The sequence below is a fragment of the Flavobacterium sp. LAR06 genome (assembly GCF_041946075.1).
Lineage (GTDB): Bacteria > Bacteroidota > Bacteroidia > Flavobacteriales > Flavobacteriaceae > Flavobacterium.
This window is the reverse complement of sequence record NZ_JAUTYT010000003.1, coordinates 260,587-280,779: the sequence shown is the minus strand read 5'-3', so window position 1 is coordinate 280,779 and position 20,193 is coordinate 260,587. Positions and strand designations below refer to the sequence as shown.

Sequence of the window (20,193 nt, the reverse complement as noted above, 5' to 3'; positions counted from 1 at the left end):
GACTAATGAAAACCATTTAAAATTAAATAACTATGATAACCAAAAATATAATTATAAACGGAAAAATAAGTAATAAGAGCAATAACCCCCTATCAAATCTGCGTATTGAAGCGTGGGATAAAGACTTTTTCAGAGATGATTTTGTGGGAGAAACGATAAGTGATAAAAACGGTAATTTTAAAATTAGCTTTACAGAAAAGCGTTTTACAGAATTGTTTCTCGATAACAAACCTGATATTTATTTTAAAATTTATGCCAATGATAAACAGATTCACAGTACTGAAAATTCAGTCTTGTGGAATGCTGCAAACAGTCAAAGGTCTTTAGAAATAATTATTGATGCAAAGTTCGAAAATATTCCGGATGCTACTGACAAAAATAGCCGGAAAGTATATGGTGAATTGCGAAATGAATTTGGAGCGTTATTAAAAAATGTAACCGTGCAGGTTTTTGACAGAGATCTTCGTAATGAAGAATTATTAGGAACTTATGTATCAAAAGACGGTAAATATCTGGTAAATTACCATTCAGGGCAATTTAGAAAATCCGAGAAAGATGCAGCTGATATTTTAGTGAAAATTCTCGATAAATCTGGAAGGGAATTATACAAGTCGGTTATTTTTTACAACGCACCTGATAGTTTGGAAGTAAATATAACTCTTAATGATGCAGGGTATAAAGGAAAATCTGAATGGGAAGTATTGACGGAAACTTTTGATCCGCTTATTGAAGGTCTTTCACCGCTTGAACTTCGTGAAGATGAGCAATTTCAGGATATTTCTTTTCTTGCTGGAGAATCGGGAAAAAGTGAGGTGATGATCTGTACGTGGATTTTTAGCCATCACTTGTTTGAAAAAACAACAATTGAGAGAACACCCATCGAAGCTGCTGTATTTTTTGCATTTCTTCGTCAGGGACAGCCCGTTTTATTGTCCGAAAGTTTAGTTCAAGATATGCAAGATAGCGATAGGGTCGAATTATTAAAAGATAAAATTCTTAGAGAATTATCTGCTATCAGTAGAGAATTGCAGCAAAGAATAATAGAAAAAGGCATTACAGACAATACTATTCCCACAAGGATTATTGCTGATCTGGATAAAATTCTCGAAGCCTTACGAATTATTAAATTACACTATGCAGCAGACAATACGATTGGTGCCGGAAAAGGAACCATCAATCAATTGCTTGAATTGACACCAGCGGCTGCTAAGGAAAAGCTAAAATTTATTGCAGCATTCAATGACCATACAGGATCAATGAATGATTTCTGGAAAAAATTAGTAACTGATAAAATATTTAAACCTGAGGTTGTAAAAGAGGTCAAACTTAATTTTCAATTGGGTACTTTGACACGAAATCATATTCCTTTGGTGGAAGTATTAAATCAACAGTTTAAAAACAAGGAATTAAGTACAAAAAGAGAATTGGCTAAATTAGACAGTAAGGGCTGGATAAAGATTTTTAAAATGAAAGGGGCTGACGGTAAACCCGTAGGAGTTCCCGATAACATTGATGGAGAAACAGAAAAGGAAAAATATGAGGAATATGGAGCCATTTTAGAGAACCGTCTGGAACGTGCTTATGCAACTACTGCGTTTATGGCAAAGCTTGACAGGACGAAAAAAACTTCTATTACAGCAAAAAATGAAATTGTAAGTTTCCTGGATAATAATCCTCTTTTTTATATGGACCGCTTTCGTATTGATCATTACGTCAGTGAAAATAAGGAAGCACTCCGAAATATTAAAAACAAAGATGAGGTTATTAAACAGCTAAAATCAATTCAACGTTTATTTAAGCTCAAACCTACCTATCAGGCGGTTGAGACACTTTTAAATAGAAAAATTGAATCTGCTCAACAGATCTATTTTATGGGACGAGAACAGTTTGTTACGACCTTAAAAGAGACTGGAATTAATAAAATAGAAAGTAAAAAGTTATATTATAGAGCAGAGAATACCTATGCCTATTCGTTGAATTTATACGCCAATTTTAACAACAGATTAAAAGGACCCGGATTAGCAGCAGCACCTTCATTTAAAATTACTGCGGAAGAAGAAGAAAAAATTAAAGCTATTCCTAATCTGCAAACACTTTTTGGCTCATTGGACTTTTGTGAATGTACACATTGTCGCTCCGTTTATAGCCCCGCGGCACATTTTGTAGATATAATGCGCTTTCTGGGTGAAAGAAATACCAATGGAACTGAAATAAATGTCGGTAAAAAAGTAAAACACGTACTTTTGGATCGCCGTGCTGATTTGGGAGAAATGGAATTAAGCTGTGAAAATACAAATACACCTTTACCTTACATTGATCTTGTAAATGAAATTTTGGAAGATGTGGTATCACCGCCTCAGGCAACAGTACTAAATGCGGCAATAGAAACAAGTTTAACAGCAGGGGGGATTAAAGCCGCAGTTAAGAATGAGTTGATTGCAAAAAAGATCCCAATTGATGAAGATGGCGAATTATTTAATCCGGACAGCAGAGGACACTGGTCTATTCGTGATAAAATGCATTCTTATAAGGTGTTTAAAACAAGCGGAACATTAAAGATTCTTCCCACTAAGCAAACTCACTTTAACGCAGCAGAGGCAAGGGCAAATCCGGAATATACGAATGCAAAAGCATACGATAAATTAAGCACAGAAGTTTATCCCTTTAATTTACCTTTTAATCTTTGGTTTCTTCAATCGAGAACATATCTGGATCATTTAGGGGTTTCCCAGCCAAAATTATTTGAGCTATTTCAACAAAAATTAAGCGATGATGTTACATTTGAACCAAGTGATATTCAGGTTAACAGAGCCTGGCTTGGGATTAATGAAGCTGCCGGCAAAATAATTACAAATTCCTATCTTCCGGAAAAAAAATCATGGGACTTTTGGGGATTACAACAAAACGGAAATAATCTTCCTCATCCTGATACACCTACAGATCCAACAACAAATATAACGGGCGGATGGGTAACTGCTCTTAGTAATGTATCTGTTATGCTTCATCGAAGCGGACTTAATTATAAAGAATTATTGCAGTTACTGGACATGCTCTATGTTAATCCCACAAAAAGTATCGTAATAAATGACAATGTAGACAGTAATGCGGCTATTTGTGACGCTACTAAATTTAAAATTGCAGGTTTGACTGTTGAGGCACTTGACAGGATGCATCGGTTTTTAAGACTTTGGAGAAAATTAGGCTGTACCATGTGGGAACTGGATCTGTTATTGCCCGCTGGTGATCCACTATCAACCCCAATTGATAAACAATTAACAGATGCCGTTATAGAGGATATTTCCAGAATGAATCGGATCAAAGAAAATTTTGGATGGGACTGGTCAATGGTTTTAGCACTTTTTAATCCCATTGGTCATAGTATTTATTATGATCGAAGTAAATCTGACGCACAGGTCGTTCAGACTCTTTATCAACGATTATTTCGAAACAAACTGGTAGATGCTACAGCAGTTTTTCCAGAAAGTCCTACTCAAATTTCAGGAGCAATTAAAGGGAATGGCACGGAAGATTTTCCAGATAAAGTTCCGGGTATTCTGGCAGCTTTTCGCATTAGCGAGGACGACTTAAATATCATATTAAAAGAACATTTAGGATTAACTGTCGATAGTGCTCTTAATTGGGAAGTTTTAAGTCAGCTTTATCGCGTTACTATTTTAGCAAAAGCATCGGGTTTAAGTACTGATCAGTTTATAAGATTAAAAAAACTGTGGTCAATAGATCCTTTTGCATCGTCAAAGGCCACTTTAGATTTTATCGAATTGACCACAAAAATTTTAAACTCTGGTTTCACTGTTACAGAATTAGATTATTTATTAGCGCATCAGTATAAAATAAATTCTGGAGTTGCTTTAGAAAATAAAACAATTGTTGCCATAATTAAAGAGATTCGTGATGGACTGCAAAAAGTTGAGGATGATATTATTTTAAAAACAGAAGAAACAGCTGAGGCTTACATTAAAAGTAAGTTAGGGCTTTTGCCTGTCTTTGCGAAAGACATAGATCAGGACAAGGCTTTGGCTATTATTAATGGTACGTGGACAGATACAGCGACAGAAAATAGAGATGACTTAATTGATTTATTCTTTTCGGGTGTGCTGGACCTTACAGTTGCCAAAACAAATTTTGCCGATATTCCGCCAGGAGGCACAGGAATGTCGCTAGAGGATCGTCTTGACTACTTTCAGCCGGCATTGCAAAATTATTTATTGCAAACAGGTAAAGAAACTTTTATAAAACAAAAAATTGCAGAAACCTTTCAGGTTGAGGTTCCGAGTGCTGACTTACTTTTATCGCAATTAAAGGTTTCAGGATCAACGGCTAGTCTTTTGGAAAATCTGAATGATTTGAAATTGCTTGAAAAACTATCAGATGGCATTTATAAGTTTGATATTGACGAAACTAATTTTTTATCAGGTTTTAAATCATTGAAATTATTATACAAGGATGCTTTAGTTATCAATAGATTAAAAATGAAAACGGAAGAGTTAAAATGGTGGCTTTCAGGAACACATACAACTGATTTGAATTGGCCTCATCCTAAAGATTTTCCGATAGAATCAGGTAGTATGGTCTTACTTTCGGCCTGGAATAATATGTCTGATTTTTTTGAATTTAAAAATAAATTACCAAAATCAGAACTGACTGCTTTTGAGTACCTGGATATCATTTTAAATCCTGCAATTGTAGGACAGCCTAATATTGCGGCACTTTCAAAATTTTCATCATGGAAAGAATCAGATATAGACGCTCTTGTTAAGGCTTTTAGCTGGGATGCTAAAATTGAATTGCATAAATCGCAATCATTAATCCGACTCCATAATTGTATTCAGTCCTTATTGAGACTAGGTATAGATGCCCAACGTGCCATTGACTGGGCAAAAGCCATTCCTACTGCCGAGATTGCCGAAAGTATGAAGCAAACCATTAAAGCGAAATATGATTTGCCACAGTGGCAAAAAGTGATTCAGCCTTTGCAGGATGTTTTTAGAGAACAAAAGAGAGATGCTTTGGTAAGCTGGCTAACTTCTCAAACAAATCCAAATTGGATCGATCAGAACGCGCTCTATAGTTATTTCCTGATCGATGTTGAAATGAGCGCCTGTATGTTAACCTCGCGTTTGAAACAAGCAGCTGCATCGGCCCAGTTATTTGTGCAGCGATGCCTGATGAATCTGGAATTGGATATCGCGATCAGATCAGAAAAAACAGATTCTACTGATACGCTCGCAGACTCTAAATGGAAACAATGGAAATGGATGAAGTATTATAGAGTTTGGGAAGCCAACAGAAAAGTATTTCTATATCCCGAAAACTGGATAGAACCTGAACTTCGTGATGAAAAGTCGCCTTTTTTCAAGGAACTTGAGAACGAATTGATGCAAAATGATATAAGCAACGACACCGCTGAAGAAGCGTTTTTAAATTATTTAGAAAAACTGGATCAGGTTGCTAATCTAGAGATAAGAACAATCTACAATGAGGTAATCAGCAGTAACGAAGAAGTACTTCATGTATTTGGACGTACACGAAGCAGCCTCTCACCAGACTATTTCTACCGTAAACGCATTAATAAAGGACGCTGGACTGCATGGGAAAAGATAGATCTTGAAATCGCAGGAAATCATTTGGTTGCCGGTATTCATAATCGCCGTTTACATTTATTCTGGCCACAGTTTCTGGAAAAAGCTACGGAACCTACTACTTTTGCAATTCCAACCGCTAACTCGGGCGGAAATGTTTCAGCACCTAGTCGCTTTTGGGAAATCAGAATGTTCTGGAGTGAACTCAAAAAAGGCAAGTGGAAACCAAAAGTATTATCTGACACCTTTTTAAAGGTGTATCAAACCGAAGCGGGGGGAAATTATCCGCAAAATATTAATTTTAGAACTCGCCTAAAGCCGTATATACAAGTTAAATTATTTAATTCTTTCAGGCCATATGACTTTGCCCCATTAGGAAATAATTACTTCAATAAAATAGGAAGGCAGATGGAGCCGGATAGCAGCGGCGAAGAATATGAAAATTTAATAACAGCACCGGAAACCCAATATTTTAATGGACTCACCAAATACAATACAAACAAGCTTTATTTTTACTATTCAGCTTCACAATATGATTCTTATGGAGACTATGCTGCTGCAACGGATAGCACCAATGCAACAGAAGTTTTAAAGAAACTTACTCCGTATTCTACTTATACGGTGCTGAATTCAACAGCTCGATTTTTTTCTAATTCAGGATCTTTTTTCATGTGGGATCCGTCAAGAACCTATTTTGTCGATTATAACATAAATAAATCACAGGAATACATTTCTCAAAAATTGTATACCAGGGTAACAAAATCATTTTCATTTTTTGTTCATTATCATCCGTTTGTAGAGCTGTTTACTAAAGAGCTAAATATTTGGGGTATAAAAGGTTTATTGAACCGTCGAATTCAGGTTAATCCTAAAAGCATACCTGGTTCCCCTGCCTTATTTAACTTTGCAGATTATAACCCAACCTCTGTCGTTTCCAAGACATATGAATTGCCAGATAAAACTAAATCGTATCCTGTAGAAGATGTAGATTTCTCTTATAAAGGGGCCTATGCACTCTATAACTGGGAGTTGTTTTTTCATGCTCCTTTTCATATTGCAAATAAATTAGCTACAAATCAGCGTTTTGAGGAAGCATTAGAATGGTTTCACTATATTTTTAATCCAACCAATACTGATAATGCGGTTAACGATCCTAACTCTCCCCAACAAAAATACTGGATAACCAAACCTTTCTATGAAACGACAAAAAATGACTATTACAAACAGAAGATCGAAACTTTATTACTTTCTATAGCTAAAGGAGAAAGCGAAACTATTGCGCAGGTGAATGAATGGCGTGACAATCCTTTTAATCCGCATCTTATTGCCAGAATGCGTACAGTGGCTTATCAAAAAAGTGTTTTAATTAAATATATTCAAACTATTATTGCCTGGGGAGATCAGCTGTTTCGTCAAAATACTATTGAAACCATTAATGAAGCCACACAACTTTATGTATTAGCAGATTCAGTTCTGGGGCCACGTCCAAAAAGTATTCCTAAAAAAGTAAATAATTCCGTAAAAACGTATTATCAGCTAGAAGGGGAAGGAATTGATATATTCGGAAATGCCCTAATGGAGGTTGAAAATCTTCTGCCACCAGCATCTTCTTCCAGTACTATGGGAGATGAAAGTCCTGAACTTCCAAGATTGGATGTTATGTATTTTTGTATTCCCAATAATGAAAAATTAATTTCAATGTGGGACCTTGTCGAAGATCGGCTTTTCAAAATCAGACATTGCATGAATATTGACGGTATGGTTCAGCAATTACCACTATTCGATCCTCCAATTGATCCCGGAGCATTGGTTAAAGCCGCTGCAAGTGGTTTGGATTTGAGTTCTGTGCTTGCAGAAATGAATGCTCCAATGCCATTGTATCGATTTAATTTTATGATTCAAAAAGCTTTTGAATTGTGTACAGAAGTTAAATCATTAGGTGCTGCGATGCTGTCGGCTTTAGAGAAAAAAGATGGTGAAGCTTTTAATTTGCTTCGAACAAGTCATGAATTGACGATGATGGATGCAGTGCGAAGTCTAAAAATGAGGCAAATTGAAGAATCATTGAAAAATTGGGAAGGCATAATAGAAGGTAAAAAGATAGTGGAGGAACGAAAAGCCTATTATTCAAAATTGATTAATGATGGATGGAATGCGGGAGAACTTACTGCATTTGGTCTTTCTACAGGGTCTGCCGCGATCGAAGTAGCAGTCGCAACTGCGTACATTTTATCAGGAGGACTTAAATTAATTCCAACATTTTTAGCAGGAGCAGCTGGTTTTGGCGGTACTCCGGAAGTTTCTGCCAGTATGGGAGGACAACAAATTGGTAATGGTGCAGAAATGGCCGCAAGAACATTGCAGTCAATTGCATCGGCATTGGACAAAAGTGCTTCATTGATTTCTACAGCATCCAGCTTTGGACGACGTGCCGATGACTGGGATTTTCAAAAACGTCTGGCTGAAAAAGAGTTGCCTCAAGTAGACAAACAAATTGCTGCTGCAGAAATTCGTAAGCAAATGGCAGATATAGAACTTGCTAATCATGATCGCCAGAAAGAAAATTTGGAAAAAGAAAGAGAATATATGCTAAGTAAGTTTACTAATCAGGAATTGTACGATTGGATGATTAACCAGCTTTCTACTGTTTACTTTCAAAGTTATCAATTGGCTTTTGATATTGCGAAACGTGCAGAACGCTGCTTTAGGTATGAACTCGGCTTAAGTAATTCTAATTATATACAATTTGGCTATTGGGACAGTTTGAAAAAAGGATTACTCTCAGGAGAAAAACTTTTTTATGATTTAAAACGTCTTGAAACAGCCTATTATGAACAAAATCGCCGAGAGTATGAATTGACAAAACATATTTCGCTTTCTCAAATAGATCCTGTTGCCTTGCTAAAACTTCGTCAAAATGGAGAATGTCTGATTGATATTCCTGAAACAGTATTCGATATGGATTACCCAGGGCATTATTTTAGACGCATAAAATCGGTTAGTGTATCGATTCCTTGTATTACGGGACCTTATTCTACAATTGCCTGCACACTTTCTTTAAATAGAAATAGCATCAGAAAGAATAGTTTGCTCTTAGGCGGAAAATACGAAAGAGATTTTGCTATTGATGATTTACGTTTTCAGGATGAGGTTTCGACCATACAATCCATAGCTACAAGCGGTGCACAAAACGATAGTGGAATGTTTGAATTGAATTTCAGAGATGAAAGATATTTGCCTTTTGAAGGTGCCGGTGTAATAAGCAGCTGGCAACTTAAATTAAATAGTGACTTTTTGCAATTTGATTTAAATACAATTTCAGATATTATTATTCATTTAAATTACACAGCCAGAGAAGGTGGTGAAGCACTGAAAAATGCCGCAGTATTAGAGTTTAATAAAAAACTTAACAGTATGGCATTGGCTGAAAATAGTAAAGGACTATTTAGAGTTTATGATATTAGAAAAGAATTTTCAACAGAGTGGAATAAATTTTTATTTCCCGCTGTTGTTAATGGGGAACAACAACTAATTTTAGAAAATTTGCAAGAAAGATTACCGTATTTTACTCAAAATTTTAAATTTAAAAAAGTCTCAAAGATTGAGGTTGTAGCTTTAGCAAAAGATGACACGAAGGCTTATAAAGTGATGGTTTCTCCTTTAGGAAATACTGATACTGATTTGTTAAACCTTGCTGTTGGTTCACAATATCAGGGATTGCATAACAGTTCTAAAGACCTGACAGGTAATGAAGTTAATTTGAATTCCTGGACCATTAAAATAAAAGAAAATGGTGTAGGCGATTTTAAATCACTTGCCACAGATGCAGTTAAAGAACTATTTTTAATCATTAACTACGCAATTTCATAACATGTTAAACGAAGCCGATATAAAAAAATTAGTTGAGAGAATCGTGAAATGCGTAGAACCTGATAAGGTCATTATGTTTGGTTCCTATGCAAAGGGTATAGCAACCAATAAAAGTGATCTTGATTTGTTTATTATAAAAGATACTCCTTTGCCTATGAAGCAACGTAATGAGGAGCTATTACCTATTGTAAATAAATTATTAATAGAAGTAGATGTCCATGTTTATACACCCGAAGAAGTTGAAGAATATGGTTCTGAAAAATATTCATTCGTACATTCGGTTTTAAAAACAGGAAAAGTAATTTATCGTAAAATTTAGAGATATGGTTATGCCGTAGCTGGCAATGACCTTTATTTTTTAGAATTTTAATATCCATCAAAAAATAAAAAGAGAAAAGTTAGAGTAGGGATTGGATGGTACCCATATCAAAGTAACAGGTATTTGGTGTTATCTGTATGGAGCAGTTGATTACCTGGGAAATAGTGTTGATTTTGTATTGACAAAAAGAGGCAGACCTACAGCTAAAAGAAATGATTTGCAATCATTATTTTTTCTTAGAGATTTTTTAACATGTCCTGTTTTATTATCAAAATAAAATTCAACAATTAATACTCTTAAATAATACAATTGTATTATTTAAAAACATCTTAGAAGACCGGAATATAAAGACACAGAAAGCAGGTTATTTATACGCTCAAAATTATTAGAGAGGAAAATAAAAGAGGAGGGAGTAACTCAATCTAAGTACATTAAAATTTTCGCTGGGAAGGTTTAGTATTGGGATGCGCCATGACGCGGCGCGTCCTTGATAAGCTCATCTTCTTTAAGCTCCTCATTGCCAAGATGCCCAATTTCGAATTCCCTGTTAACTGGATTATCCTTTTCGGGCGCTATGGTCTCAAAGGAGTCGCTTTCAGCCTTGTCGCTCTTCTCAGTATCCATATCAGTTTCAAACCCCTGGGAAGGGTCATTTTCTATAAGGTCCTTTTCTATGTCCTTCTCGGTTATGTCTTTCGAATCGCTTTCTGATTCCTGGTCAAGGTTCTCCGAGTCATAGGGGTTGCCCTTTGGACCTGTGCTTTTTGGGTCTTTGTTTTCGTTTTGAGAATTACGGTCGCCCTTGTCGTAATTTTTCGTTGAATCTGAATTTTTCATTTTATTTTTTTAATTAAATTATTGCTGTTGTTTTTTTAAAGGGGTGTACGCAGCAAGTCTGCCGGTACGGCCGTGTTGGTTTGGGTTTGTCCTTTGTCCTTTGTCAAATGTAAAAAGGATAGCAGCATTTTTTTTTTACAGAATAATGGTCTGTATTTATAAAATAGCTATCAGGTAATCAGGGGGTAGATACCAATATCGTAAGACAAATAATGCTGTAGGTACTTTTATTCAGACTCTAATGATACTGCATACATCGATAAGCGATAAAAGGCATCTTACAGCCCTGCAAAGACAAGAGGTGGAATCATCGAGGTTTAAGTTAATTGGGTATTAAGAATTGGTACTGGAATCTCATTTGAGGGGTCAGCATTGTCAATTGTATTTAATGTTCTTTTAGGTTTAATATTATTTTTTTGGAGCTTTTTCCCGCTATTCGTTCCAATCTTTTGTGCCGAACCCGGCACAAAAGGATTTCCACTGCTATCGGGGCTAAAAAATTGAATCCATTTTTTATGTTTGGGCTTTTAGTTTTTTACTAATAATTTCCAAATAAAAAATCAACTTTACATTAAGCCAATTGCCCAAATCCGTTGTACGGGTTTGCAGTTATTTTAATTGAATGAATTTATACTATATTAATCTTGCTATTTCCTGATTTTAAAAAAAAAGTAAAAATAAGTGTAATCTACTTGTTAAAAACTTGTTATATTTATACGAATTTTAAATTTTTTAGAAGTGAAAGAAATAGTTACTCCATTTTTTAAAATTGGTATTGTTATAGTACTGGTTTTTTTCCTGTTCAATTGCAGTGATCAGAACAACGGGATCAATGATTCTATTGACGGACACGATTCAAAATCAGGGGTCTTTAAAACAGTACCATTAAAGAATTCCTTTGACTTTTTTGCAAAATTAAACAGTGCCCGGCTAACGGGAAGATATAGTGATGGTATTGGTCTTGAAATTGACCTGGAATCACTGCAGCAAGTTGATATAGAGGGAACTGATGCTAAAGTTAATTTAGCTCTTGCCGCTACAAGGCTTGAAGGTGTTGATACCGAGGTGCTGCAAGTAGAAATAGATGGAGAGTTACAGACTGTTTTATTTCATCAAGTGCCAGAAGTAGATATAACTGATGGCGGGGGAGGTGGAGGTGGAGGAATAAATCCTATCGATCCGGATGATTTTACGGGATCTGTATATACGACAGATTTAGATGGCCGCGTGCTTAGTGGTTTTAAAATTATTGAAGGGGTCGTTTCGGTAGGATATGATTTTACACCGCTTAATTCCATTGATCCCCCAATAAAATTAGATGAAGTTATTATACCGGGCTATGTTAAGCCCGTTCTTCCTCCAACAAATGACGCTGCTACCAGAATGGATTATCAATTTGTTAGATCTCAGAATAATGGTTCCACCATGGGGATTGCTTATTTCGCTGCTATAAACAAAAAAATTTCCAAAGAAATTGATGATGAGATCGATGAGAGCAAATTGCCGCCTTGCCTGAAAAATATATTAAGTGATTTAAAAAAGACCAGTTCCAGTCCAGGTAATATGATTACAAAATTTACCGGAAATTTATCTTCTGATTATAATTGGACCATGGAGCAAGGACCAACAAAACCAGATGTTCCGGCGCATACACTGCCTGGGTCTTATACTGCAGCTACAGGCATTAAGACAGTTTTTGATGTTGCGTCTTATCCTCAGGCAACCGATTTATCCTGGGCAAGAACCATCATGCACGAGTCGATCCATGCTTATTTGACAACCTATTACATACGTAATGCGCCTGGTTTTATGGCAGATTATCCTGTAATGTTTCAAGCGTGGATATCCGACACCAACAGGGGTTTAAATGCGGCCCAACACGAAGAAATTGCAAGAAGTTTTGTGAAATCTTTTGCAGATGCTTTTGAGGTTTATGGTGTTAGTAAAGGTTATAAATTGGATAAACAATTTTATCAGGATATGGCTTGGGGTGGTCTTATAGAAACCGATGCGTTTAAGAAATTGCCTGAGGCCGATAGAAAAAGAATATCCAATACCATTGAAATTGAGCTCAGGGGCAAAGATGATCAGGATAATGTAAAAGCTCAAAAAGGTAAAAAAGCAGGGTGCTAATTTAATGTATTATGAAAAAATATAAATTTATCGCTTTAGTATTTCTTTGCCTGCTTATGGGTGGATGTTCTCTGGCGCAAACAAAGTTGATTCCGACCAATAATAAAGGAGGATATACTGTGACCATGGGTAAAGGGGAATTGAATAATAAACCCGAAACTGTTGATTTTCTGATAAAGGATGGGACAAGCGTGACTATTCGCGGGCGGGTTTTTGATGTGAAAACAAGAAAACCCCTTAGCAATGCACAATTGACTGATGGCTGTTTTAAATTCTTTACGACAGAGCAAGGTGAGTATTCTTTTAGAACCCGAAATATGAAGGGAAATTCATTTTATCTGCAGGCGGTGGTCTATCCATATCTGGCAGTTGAGACAGATTATATTGATATACACAATAAAAAGGAAGTGATAGTAGATTTTTATTTAATGATGGATCAAAGGCCTCTCTTTGATTGTTCGGGAATAGGCAGTGAGAGGCATAAACAAATACAGGATGAGCTTGATAATTTAAAATAGCACTATTGTTTTAATCTAAATTTAGTTTAGACTGCTCATCTCATCAGGGAACTTTAAACTTCCGGCTATCGAAAAAGCGATAGAGATGAGCGGGGGCTAATGCTGTTTTTCAGGAGCTCTTGCCGCTATACGTTCCACCCGAGCCGGCGAATTGTCGAAGCAATCGGGACTAAAAGTTGAATCCATTTTTTATGTTTGGGCTTTTAGTTTTTCAAATCATTTCCAAATACATAACCAACTTTACATCAAGGGAAAGGCAAGTTGACCTTACTGGATTTACAAACCGTTCATTTTTATAAGTTAAAGTGGGTTAAATTCTGTAAAAAAGGCATAAAAAAAACGCTAAAACTGATGTTTTAACGTTTTTTTAAGAGTGACCTCGACTGGATTCAAACCAGTAACCTCTTGAGCCGTAATCAAGTGCGCTATTCAGTTGCGCCACGAGGCCTTTTTGTTTTCAAGTAAGCTAATATTTCGTAGCTTTGTTGATTGCTTATTGCGGGTGCAAAGATAGGTATAAATGCGAGATATGCAAGCATAAAATAACATAAAAATAAAAAAAAATGGAGATTAAAAATTATATACGTGATATTCAGGGATTTCCAAAAGAAGGAATTTTGTTTAAAGATATTACGCCACTCCTAAATGATCCAATTGCAAGAACAGAATGTCTTAAAATTTTATTAGAATCTCTAAAAGGACAAAAAATAGACAAGGTGGTAGGAGCGGAGAGTCGTGGTTTTTTCTTCGGAATGTTGTTGGCACAAGAGTTAAAGGCTGGTTTTATTCCTGTAAGGAAACCTAAAAAACTGCCTTATGAAGTTATTTCAGCTTCATATCAACTCGAATACGGCTCTGATAGTTTAGAAATGCATACAGACGCCATCCAAAAAGGAGATCGTGTTTTAATTCACGATGATGTTTGGCCACGGGCGGTACTGCAAAAGCGGTTTGTGAATTGGTAGAAAAACTGGGAGGAGAAATTGTGCAGTGTAATTTTTTAATGGAGTTATCATTTTTAAACGGCAGAGATAAAATTAAAGATCATCCTATTTTTGCAGCACTTACGTATTGATTAAACTAGAACGATTTTATTTTTTATGGCGTAGAGCACTAATCCAATTCGGGTTCTGATTTCGAGTTTATCGAAAAGACATTCTCGATAACCGTCGATTGTTTTGGGGCTTAAACACATTTCTGAGGCGATTTCCTTATAGGTTTTTTCGGTGCAGGCATGTTTGATGAAAACAATTTCTTTTTCTTTTAAACTGATTTTTTTCGAATCATCATTTGCTTTTTTGACCAGCATCCCTGAAACATATTCTGTAAAATAAAAACCTTTTTCAATCACTGATATCATGGCTTCCTTAAAAATCTCTGGCGAGGTGTCTTTAAGTAAATAACCTTTAGCACCATTTGTTATCATTTTGATGATGATTTCTTCATCATCGTTGACAGAAAGGGCTATAACCTTCAAATCGGGTTTGTTTTCCTTAATCCATTTCATGGTACTTACGCCGTCTAAAACAGGCATATTGACATCTAATAAAATCAGATCAATTTCGGCATCAGGATTGTCCTGTAAATAGGAAAGAAAAACTTTTCCGTTTTCAAATCGGTTAATCACCTCAAAATCCTTAAAACTATTGATTAAAAGTTCGAGAGACTGAGAAAAAAGCTGGTGATCATCTACAATAATTATTTTGCTTTTAGTGTTTGGTTTCATTGGTTTTCGATTAAGGGGTATTCTAATGTTACAGTGGTTCCTGATGGGGCAGATACCATTATTAATTGCGCTCCAATTAACTTGGCTCTTAATTTCATGTTACTTAAGCCTAATCCTGAGTTTATTTGGCTTGTGTCATATCCAATTCCAAAATCTTTAAATTCTAAACGGAAAAGAGTTTCGGTGGTGGTAATGTTAACTTCAAAAAGATCGCTGTGCGAGTGTTTAAGACTATTGTGGAGCGCTTCCTGAAAAATTCGATAAATAAACAAATCATGTTCCTGGCTAATCTTAGGTATTTCTCCGGTAAGATTATAACTGTATTGAATATTCTTAAGTTTTTTTATACGCTCTAAATCCTGTTGTATGGCTTCGATAAAATTGCTCTGAAGTAAATTGTCTTTATTGATGATTCGGGATAAAATTCTTATCTCATCTAATGATTTGGCTAATATCTCTTTTAAGTCACTAATTTCATTCTGCTGAATAGGTTTTCCGCTATTCAGGTACATGTTAAGCTGCATGATACCAACCGAAATAATCTGGCCTATATTGTCGTGAAGTTCTTTACTGATTTCGCTCAGTGTCTGATCCTTAATCTCAATTCTGGTTTTAACTAATTCCGATTGAAAATAAAGCTCTGATTCCATTTTTTCAACCAGATAGGTATTCTTTTTCTTCAAAAAATAAAAGAATATCACAAGCAGAATGATCAGTAAAGTTAAGAAAACAATACCTAAGGAAATGACTAATAATTGTATTTCTTTTCGCTCCATAAAAATCCAATAATATAACAGCTATGTGCCAGGACATTCAAAATAAAGACTACTAAACTAAAAATAGATTCGTCATGTTTGATTAAAAACCAGTTTAGCGCCAGCATAAAAGGCAAAAACGGTACATGAAAAACTAAAATTCCTAATATATACCAGAAAAAGACGGATCTTTTAAAATTTAATATTTTGTCTGAATTAAAAATTTCAATTAAATACAAGCAGGATAATATCATAATCAGTATAACTCCAATGGCGAAACTATAAGTAAACGAATGGTTTACATCTTCTTTAAAATACAAAATATTCAGGAAAAAGGAGATGATAAACAGCATAAAGCAAAGACTCGCTACTATTCTATGATTTACCTTTGATAATAAACTCCTTAAAAGCACTATATAGGCAGAAAAGGTTACCAGCATATAAAAATTAAAAACGTAGTAATTTAACAGGCCTGTCCATTCTGTAAAATAATAGCCTACTTTTTCTATTACTACAGAAAACCAAATTAAAATTACTAAAAATTTAGCTCTATTACTAGGAAGTTTGTGCATTGAAATCAATCCAATAATTCCCGAAAACAAAGCTAAATAGAAAGTATAAAATCGTAAAAACTCAAACATAATTTTTTAGTAATTTAGGCTAGGCGGTCTTCCAATACTGCCGTAATTCATTGGTTCAATGCTTGAAATATCAGCATTACTTTCTTCACGTAAAAGAGCAAAAGTTTGTACTTCATTTTTAGTATTTGTTCTGATTTTTTTGCCGGTGGCTTGTAAAAATACCGTCATCAAACCTGCTTTTTCAGCATATTTTTTCTGTTCAGGATATACGCCAAAGTAAATTCGGATACCGTTTACATCATATCCGGTTTTTTCACCTTTTGATTTGATGTATTCGATGTAATTTTCGAGTTCTTCTACAGAAAACCAAACGGCATTTGCATCTTCCTTTTTAATGTATTTAGCAATAATGCTGGCTCTGTATTTCATGAAATTCAGATGCAGGTCTTTTGCGAATTTTCTAGTAATTAATTGTGTCGGTCTTTCAAGTTCTTTTTCCATAATGTTAGAATTAAATCTTTAATAGTTAATGGTTTAATTGATTTGTTAAATACTATTTTAAACAAATATCCTCAGCAAAATTATTTTAAAGCCTTACAAGAGACAAGGGGAAATATACCCTTTTTTGTAAGGGTAAATTTATTTAAAAAAATGGGTTAAAGTGCTGTTTTGTAATAATTTATAAAGAATCAATTTTACATCGTTCCTTTTTGTACACAAAATGGATAGGCGAAATCTGAAAAGCCTATTAAAAGAGTAAAAATTAATAGTAATACTAAAAATTATGAGTTTATATCACGAAGTTTTTCAGGGAGAATCATTCAGCGAAGACAATTATTTTGAAGCTGTAAGATATGTTTTAGGACCAGAGTATTCTAATATATATGCATACTTATGATTATCCTCTGTTTAAATTGGGTGTTCAACCATATGTTGCCGGACTAAGTTTACCGTTAGGTCCTTGGATAAAGCCTGTTTTTGATCGATTAGCAATCACGGATGAAATTTTGAGATGTTATATCATCATTCGGTTATTGGATCATTTTTATGCGCTTTTGTGCCAAATAAAAAATCATTTCCATTATTATGGTTATCGTTTTCAAAGCAGAATAATATATTATCGCGGTTTATTGAATTCATCTGAATATTGGAGAGATGAGATTCATCCGAATTCGGTAGGAGCAAGGAGACTGTCGACCCGCATTAATTTCTAAAAAAGAAAAACCCGACTTGTTAAGGTCGGGTTTTTTATGAATTAAACTTTTTTATCTTAAAACTGCACCAAGTTCAGTTTCAAAAGTCTGTTGTAATTTTATCATTATTTTATCAATCTGACTATCTGTAAGCGTCTTCGTATTGTCCTGAATAGTGAAACTCAAGGCGTATGATTTTTTACCTTCCGGAAGATTTTTACCTTCATAAACATCAAATAAATTAATGTCTTTTAAAAGTGCTTTTTCTGTTTGTTTAGCCAAATTAAAGATACTTTCATACGTTGTACTTTGGTCAATTAACAACGCTAAATCTCTACGAACTTCAGGATATTTAGGAATCTCAGAATATTTGATTTTACCTGTGATAATCTTAAGGATCAAATCCCAGTTGAAATCGGCATAATAAACATCTTGTTTGATCCCGAAATGCTTTAAAATAGATTTCTTAACTACACCCATTTCAACTAAAGTATCATTGTTGTAGCAAATCGCAGTTCCTTCTGAAAAGATATCAGTTTGTACCGGCGCATTCGAAATTTTTTCAATTCCTAAACGTGCCAAAATCCCTTTTACATAACCTTTCATCAAGAAGAAATCGGTAGTTTTTTGTGGATTTGTCCAGCTTTCTTTATTTCTGTTTCCTGAAATCAATAAAGAAAGATGTTTGTGCTCTTCGTATCCGTTAAGATATTTATGATATGTTTTTCCGAATTCAAATAGTTTTAAATCAGAGTTTCTTCTGTTGATATTGTATGAAATCGCTTCCAATCCTGAAAACAATAAAGACTGACGCATTGTAGACAAGTCACTACTCAACGGATTCAACATCGTTACATTGTGCTCTTCTTTTAATGAAGTTGACAATTTTGCATACGCTGCAGTAGTCAAAGAATTCGCCATCATTTCGTGGAAACCCTGAGAATTCAATTGAGAAGCAATTACATTTTGAACTTTATAATCTTCCGTTCTTGGTGAGTTGGCAACAGTGGCATTGAATTTCTTAGAGAAATTAATATTGTTGTAACCATAAACTCTTAAGATTTCTTCGATTACGTCAATTTCGCGTTGTACATCAACACGATATGCCGGAATTGTTAATCCTAAACCAGAATCAGAAACACTGTTTACTTTGATATCTAAAGAAACTAGTATTTTCTTGATCGTATCTTTTGGAATTTCCTGTCCAATGATTTTAGACACATGACTGAAATTCAATAAAACTGAAAAATCTTCTATTTTTTTAGGATAAACTTCCACAACGTCAGAAGTTAGTTTTCCACCTGCAACTTCCAAAATTAAAATGGCAGCACGTTTTAAGGCATATTCTGTAATTGTTGGATCAATTCCTCTTTCAAATCTAAAAGAAGCATCTGTGTTTAATCCGTGTCTTTTGGCTGTTTTACGAATACTTACAGCATCAAAATAAGCACTTTCTAAGAATATAGAAGTTGTACCATCTGAAACTCCTGATTTTTTTCCGCCAAAAACACCAGCAATACATAACGGACCTTTTTCGTCGCAAATCATCAAATCTTCTTTATGCAATGTTCTCTCAACATCGTCTAAAGTCGTGAATTTAGTACCTTCAGGAAGTGTTTTTACAATTACTTTTCCGTTGATTTTTGCCGCGTCAAACGCGTGTAAAGGTTGTCCTAATTCATGTAAAACATAATTAGTAACATCGACAATATTATTTTTTGGAGTTAATCCAATAGCTTTTAAACGATCTTGTAACCAAGCAGGAGATTCCTGAACCGTAATTCCTGAAATAGTTACTCCACAATATCTTGGTGCTAATTGAGGTTCTTCAACATTAACGTCAATTTTTAACGTACGCATGTCAACTCTGAAGTTGCTTACAGATGGTGTGATCAATTCTATGTTTACACCACGTTGCAACATTCCGGCTCTTAAATCACGCGCAGTTCCATAATGACTCATGGCATCAGCACGGTTTGGAGTTAATCCAATCTCGAATACTTCATCATTTGCGATCTTGAAAACTACAGAAGCAGGTGTTCCCGGTTCTAAAGCATCATCAAGAACCATAATTCCGTCGTGACCTGTTCCCAGACCTAATTCATCCTCGGCACAAATCATTCCGTGACTTTCCTGTCCGCGGATTTTTCCTTTTTTGATAGTGAATTCGGCTCCTTCTTTATCATATAAAACTGTTCCGATAGTAGCAACAGGAACTTTTTGTCCTGCGGCAACATTATCAGCACCACAAACGATTTGCACAGGAGCTTCTAAACCAATATTTACAGTTGTAACTTTTAATCTGTCGGCATCAGGGTGTTTTTCGCAAGTAAGTACATGTCCTACAACAACTCCTTCTAAACCACCTTTTATAGACTGGTATTTTTCGACAACTTCAACTTCTAGACCCAAATCTGTCAGTAATTCTGAAGTTTGTTCAGATGTCCAGTCTGTTTTAATAAATTGTTTTAACCAGTTGTAAGATATTTTCATGTTATATTTTATTCTTGTATGAGGATACAAATATAAGGATTGCGAGTTGGAGTTGGAAACAATTTATTTGGTTTTTTTGAAGGGTTTTTAAATTATTGTAAACCAGTTTTTGCAGGGTATTGATGTTTTGCAAATAAATACTTTGATTAATTAATCATAATAAAGATA

At 34.9% G+C, this 20,193-nt stretch carries 11 protein-coding genes, 1 tRNA gene and 1 pseudogene; 6 read left to right on the top strand and 7 right to left on the bottom strand.

Annotated elements, in window-relative coordinates:
- Window positions 1-32: 32 nt before the first annotated feature.
- The 3 genes from Q7C23_RS06280 to Q7C23_RS06270 all read left to right on the top strand — a co-directional run bounded on the left by Q7C23_RS06280 (window position 33) and on the right by Q7C23_RS06270 (window position 10,066).
- Window positions 33-9,470 carry a neuraminidase-like domain-containing protein gene (locus Q7C23_RS06280; RefSeq protein ID WP_375031701.1) on the top strand — a complete coding sequence of 3,146 codons (9,438 nt, stop codon included), beginning with the start codon at window positions 33-35 and terminating at the stop codon, window positions 9,468-9,470.
- A gap of 1 nt (window position 9,471) precedes the next feature.
- Complete coding sequence (locus Q7C23_RS06275; RefSeq protein ID WP_375031700.1) at window positions 9,472-9,789, top strand: nucleotidyltransferase domain-containing protein; 318 nt, start codon at window positions 9,472-9,474, stop codon at window positions 9,787-9,789.
- Between the two features lie 91 nt (window positions 9,790-9,880).
- Window positions 9,881-10,066, top strand: coding sequence for a DDE-type integrase/transposase/recombinase (locus Q7C23_RS06270; protein WP_375031699.1), 186 nt, complete (start codon window positions 9,881-9,883; stop codon window positions 10,064-10,066).
- Window positions 10,067-10,242: 176 nt separating this feature from the next.
- Here Q7C23_RS06270 and Q7C23_RS06265 read toward each other — a convergent pair whose 3' ends face one another.
- Window positions 10,243-10,626, bottom strand: coding sequence for a hypothetical protein (locus Q7C23_RS06265; protein ID WP_375031698.1), 384 nt, complete (start codon window positions 10,624-10,626; stop codon window positions 10,243-10,245).
- Between the two features lie 738 nt (window positions 10,627-11,364).
- On the opposite strand from Q7C23_RS06265, the gene Q7C23_RS06260 reads away from it, so the two are divergent.
- Together Q7C23_RS06260 and Q7C23_RS06255 are read left to right on the top strand one after the other, a co-directional pair.
- Window positions 11,365-12,759: a hypothetical protein gene (locus Q7C23_RS06260; RefSeq protein WP_375031697.1), complete on the top strand. Its 1,395-nt coding sequence runs from the start codon at window positions 11,365-11,367 to the stop codon at window positions 12,757-12,759.
- 11 nt (window positions 12,760-12,770) lie between these two features.
- Window positions 12,771-13,277 (top strand): hypothetical protein, encoded by a 507-nt coding sequence (locus Q7C23_RS06255; protein WP_375031696.1) that lies wholly within the window; start codon window positions 12,771-12,773, stop codon window positions 13,275-13,277.
- A gap of 374 nt (window positions 13,278-13,651) precedes the next feature.
- Here Q7C23_RS06255 and Q7C23_RS06250 read toward each other — a convergent pair.
- A tRNA-Arg gene (locus tag Q7C23_RS06250) sits at window positions 13,652-13,725 on the bottom strand.
- Window positions 13,726-13,840: 115 nt separating this feature from the next.
- On the opposite strand from Q7C23_RS06250, the pseudogene Q7C23_RS06245 reads away from it, so the two are divergent.
- Window positions 13,841-14,352 (top strand): annotated as a pseudogene (locus Q7C23_RS06245) (adenine phosphoribosyltransferase).
- Here the strand turns inward: Q7C23_RS06245 and Q7C23_RS06240 are convergent.
- The 5 genes from Q7C23_RS06240 to pheT all read right to left on the bottom strand — a co-directional run bounded on the left by Q7C23_RS06240 (window position 14,353) and on the right by pheT (window position 20,025).
- A complete protein-coding gene (locus Q7C23_RS06240; protein WP_375031695.1) occupies window positions 14,353-15,003 on the bottom strand; it encodes a response regulator in 651 nt (216 codons plus the stop codon).
- Window positions 15,000-15,653, bottom strand: a complete 654-nt coding sequence (locus tag Q7C23_RS06235; RefSeq protein ID WP_375031694.1) for a sensor histidine kinase — start codon at window positions 15,651-15,653, stop codon at window positions 15,000-15,002. Before Q7C23_RS06235 ends, Q7C23_RS06240 begins: the two co-directional genes overlap by 4 nt.
- 98 nt (window positions 15,654-15,751) lie before the next feature.
- Window positions 15,752-16,399: a hypothetical protein gene (locus Q7C23_RS06230; RefSeq protein ID WP_375031693.1), complete on the bottom strand. Its 648-nt coding sequence runs from the start codon at window positions 16,397-16,399 to the stop codon at window positions 15,752-15,754.
- Between the two features lie 6 nt (window positions 16,400-16,405).
- Complete coding sequence (locus Q7C23_RS06225) at window positions 16,406-16,840, bottom strand: hypothetical protein (RefSeq protein ID WP_375031692.1); 435 nt, start codon at window positions 16,838-16,840, stop codon at window positions 16,406-16,408.
- A gap of 764 nt (window positions 16,841-17,604) precedes the next feature.
- Window positions 17,605-20,025 (bottom strand): phenylalanine--tRNA ligase subunit beta, encoded by a 2,421-nt coding sequence (gene pheT / locus Q7C23_RS06220; protein ID WP_375031691.1) that lies wholly within the window; start codon window positions 20,023-20,025, stop codon window positions 17,605-17,607.
- Window positions 20,026-20,193: the final 168 nt, after the last annotated feature.